At 68.7% G+C, this 2,014-nt stretch carries 1 protein-coding gene; it reads right to left on the bottom strand.

Features of this window, described 5'->3' with window-relative positions:
* Positions 1 to 511: 511 nt before the first annotated feature.
* Positions 512 to 2,014 (bottom strand): Hint domain-containing protein (locus V7Q53_RS23355; protein ID WP_333831439.1); only part of this gene is annotated, 1,503 nt, incomplete at its 5' end.

A 2,014-nucleotide genomic window follows, 5' to 3' on the forward strand; every position in this document is an offset into this window, starting at 1 on the left:
CCGGTCTACTTCTGCCCCGGCGCCGGCGGGGGGGGGCCCTGGTTTTCCCCCGTCCACGCGGGGGGGGTTGCGGTGTGCCGGGGGACTCCGGGCAGAGGGTCTGGCTGGTAGAGGGACTGGCTGCGGAGGCCATATGCGCGGTCGGGGGATCGGGCGCGGGCCGGAGGGGCAAGGCCCGGTTCGGTGGCTTTCAGGTGGGCGGCACAGGCGGGGCGTCAGGTGGGCGGCACAGGCGGGGCGTCTGAGGGGCAAGTGTGGGACGCTGTCCTGTGCGTCTGGCCCTTGGTGCGCCGGGTCCCTGATGGGACGTGCCCCTGATGGGATTTGCGCTGAAGTAACCGGCCGCTGCTGTGTCTGGGCCGCTGCTGTGTCTGGGCCGCTGATGGGACTTGCTGCTGCTGTGTCTGGCCGCTGTTGCAACCGACCCCTGACAGGACTTGCCCCTGATCCCAACGAAACGCCGCCTGCCCCGGGCGGGGACAGGCGGCGGATCTTTTGGTTGGTGCGCGGCTCAGGCGGCGAAGAGGGCGCGGGCCTCGGCGGGGCTCAGTGCCGGGCGGGCGGCGGTGAAGCCGCGCTGGCCGTTGGCCGTGCCCAGTTCGGGGAACAGCGCCAGAAGCTCGGCCCGCGTGCCCTCGGACAGCCCCTGAAGCACAGCCGCGCCCGGCTGGAAGCTTTCCGTCCAGCTGCCCTCGGCGCGCAGGATCTCATGGCCCGGGCACATCACATGGATGTAGCTGACCGGCCCCGCCGCCGCTTCCTGGCTGATGCCCGGCAGGCCGACCAGATCGATCGCCGCCACCAGAACCTCGCGTTCGCCGAACATCAGCGCCGCGCGCGGGCCCGTCACCAGCATCCGGTGGCGCGGCGAGACCATCAGGTCGCGCGCCGGCAACCCTGCCCCCAAAGCACCCGCCGTGATCCGCACCGGGGCCAGCCCCGGATGCGCCGCGACCATCGCCGCGTCCAGATCCTTGCGCCCGGTCCAGGCCAGCGGCTGATAGCCGTTGTCGCGGGTCAGAACCCGGTCGCCCGGCACCAGCGCCTCAACGGCAACGCAGCCGCGCGCCGTGTCGATCAGCGTGCCCGGCGTGAAGCAGATGATCTCCTCGAAGCTCTCGAAATCCAGCCGCGAGCCATCCGGGAAGGTCACATAGCCGTCCTGCGAAACCGTGCCGTCGCCGTTCTCGGTGCGGTTGGTGACCGTCACCTGCGGCCCCTCCTCGCCCGGTTCCGGGTCCGGCAGCACCAGCGTGTCGAACCCGTCGCCGCCATGCACGCGCCCCGTGGTCGAGGTCAGAACCTCCACCCGGTCATTGCCCGTACCCAGATAGGTGCGCTCGATCTCGGAGAAGTTGATCTCGGCGCCGTCCCGGGTGATGGTGCCCTGTTCGTCGCCGGTATAGATAACCTCGACCCGCTGATCCATGCCGCGCGCGTCGATCTTGTCGCCATCCACCTCGCCGGTCTCACCGCCCACGATCAGGTGGTTGCCGAAATCGTCGGAGATGACGAAAATATCGTCGCCGCCACCGCCATACATCGAATCATTGCCCTGACCGCCGACCAGCGTGTCGTTGCCAAAGCCTTCCTCGGGCGCGTCATCCGGGCTCAGACCGCCGGCATCGACACCGAAGCTGTCGCCGTACATCAGGTTGTTGCCCTCACCGCCGATCAGCAGGTCATCGCCCTGCTCGCCGATCAGCTTGTCATCGCCTTCCTCGCCCAGCAGCGTGTCGTTGCCTTCGCCGCCAAACAGCGTGTCATTGCCCGCGCCGCCATGCACAAGGTCATCGCCACGACCGGCCAGCACAAGATCATCGCCATCGCCCGCAAAGATCGTGTCATCCCCGGCACCGGCCAGAATGATGTCATCGAGCGGGCCACGGTCCGGCCAGACCTGATCGGCGTTGTCAACCTGATCGCCCTGCGCATCAATGTAACCCGCGTCAATCAGATCACCCTCATCAGTCCCGTGAACAATGCCGTCAGGGCCGCCTTCAGGCGCGCCGGG

The organism is Pararhodobacter sp., assembly GCF_036802785.1.
Classification (GTDB): domain Bacteria; phylum Pseudomonadota; class Alphaproteobacteria; order Rhodobacterales; family Rhodobacteraceae; genus Pararhodobacter.